Annotated in this window: 2 protein-coding genes; both read left to right on the top strand. The window is 71.6% G+C overall.

From position 1 onward, the window contains the following. Positions 1-552, top strand: a 552-nt coding sequence (locus AAH979_RS42855) for a LamG domain-containing protein (RefSeq protein WP_346263844.1), incomplete at its 5' end; no start/stop codon positions are given. Between the two features lie 114 nt (positions 553-666). After that, a partial coding sequence (locus AAH979_RS42850; RefSeq protein WP_346263843.1) for a sialidase family protein occupies positions 667-1,770 on the top strand: 1,104 nt, incomplete at its 3' end.

Raw genomic sequence — 1,770 nt, 5'->3', positions numbered from 1 at the left:
GCGTTCGACGGGCAGCGGGGCCGGGTCCAGTTGCCGTACCGGACCACGCCGGTGCTGGGCTCGGGCGACTTCACCGTGTCGACCTGGCTCAGGTACGACGACGACACCAGGGACCAGGCCATCTTCTGGGCGTACGGCCAGGATGGCGAGCCGCAGGTGTGGTTGCGGGCCGAGCCGGGCAGTGACCGCATCCGTGGCATGGTCACCACCGCTGCCGGATCGGTGGCCGTCACATCCACCGGCGCGTACGCCGACGGGGCGTGGCACCACGTGGCGCTGCGCCGGCAACGCGGCACGGTCGCCCTGTTCGTCGACGGCGTGCGGGTCGGCTCCGGGTCCGGCGCCGCCGGTGCTGTCCACGGGGACGATCCGACCCCGATCTACCTCGGGCAGCGCCCCGACGGGGCGAACCGGTTCCACGGCAGCCTGGACGAGTTCCGGATCTACGACCGCGCGCTGAGCACCGCCGAGCTGACCTGGTTGCGCATCAGCAACACCAACGGCATCCCCGGCCGCACCGCACACCTGCCGATGAGCGTCATCGTCCGATGAACGCCGTCGTCCGATGAACGCCGTCGTCCGACCGGGCGCCTGATCCTCGTCTCCACGCGAACCCTCGTCATCCCGAGAAACCCTCATTTCCCACCAGAAAGAGGAGCGACGACCGTGAAAGTTCGTAGCAGGCGCGTTCATCGCAGACCTAGGTACCAGGCGGCGCTGCTCGCCGTCGGGGTCAGCGCGGCGGCGGCGCTGGTACCGGTCCAGGGCGCGGCGGCGGACGTCACCGCAGCCCCGGTCGACCCGTTCGCCGCGAGGACCACCGTGCTGTTTTCCAGCCCGAACGTGCCGTCCGGGTGTTACCGGATTCCGGCGATCATCAGGGCGGTGGACGGTTCGTTGCTGGCCTTCGCCGAGCACCGGTTCCACACGTGTGCCGACAAGTCCAACATCGAGACGGTGGTCCGACGGCTGCCCGCCGGCGCCAGCCGATGGCTGCCGGTGCAGACGGTGGTGCGGGGCGAACCGGGCGACCCGGTGGCGCCGGCGACCCGCGGCAACCCCGGCCCGGTGGTGTACCGGCGACTGCCAGGCGCTCCGCCGGCCGACGTGCCGGACGGCCGGATCGTGCTGCTGGGCACGCACAACCCGGTGAACCCGGCCACCCCCGGAAGCAACCACCGGACCGCGCCGCGCACCCCGTACGTAGTGCACAGCGACGACAACGGGGTGACCTGGGCTCCACCGCGCACGCTGACCGAGCTGGACGACCCGTCCTGGGGCCACTACGCGACCGGGCCGGTGCACGCCATCCAGCTCACCCGCGGCGCGCACGCCGGCCGGCTCATCGCGGGCGTCAACTACGACGGCGGGGGATTCGGCGCCATGCTCGTCTACAGCGACGACGCCGGCCTCACCTGGCACCGGGGCGCCCGGGCGCACTACCCGGCCGACCGCCGGCTGATCCCACAGGAGCTCAGCCTGGTGGAACTGGCCAACGGCGACGTCATGGTGTGGGCCCGGCAGAACTGGGTCGGAGGTACTCCCGAGGAGGAGGCCGACCCGAACATCCGTCCACACCGGGCGGTCGCGACCAGCAAGGACGGCGGGGCGACGTACCACAGCGACTTCACGCTGCTGCCCGGGTTCGAGGCGCCGAACATCCAGTCGTCGTCGCTGCGGCTGCGGGCCACCGACGAGGGTGACGCCTACAACCTGATCCTGACCATGGCGCCGTCGGTGAACGTGGAGCCGCGGATCCGGCCGACGGTC

This window comes from Plantactinospora sp. ZYX-F-223 (assembly GCF_039649625.1).
Lineage (GTDB): Bacteria > Actinomycetota > Actinomycetes > Mycobacteriales > Micromonosporaceae > Plantactinospora.
This window is presented reverse-complemented; position numbering and strand designations above follow the sequence as displayed.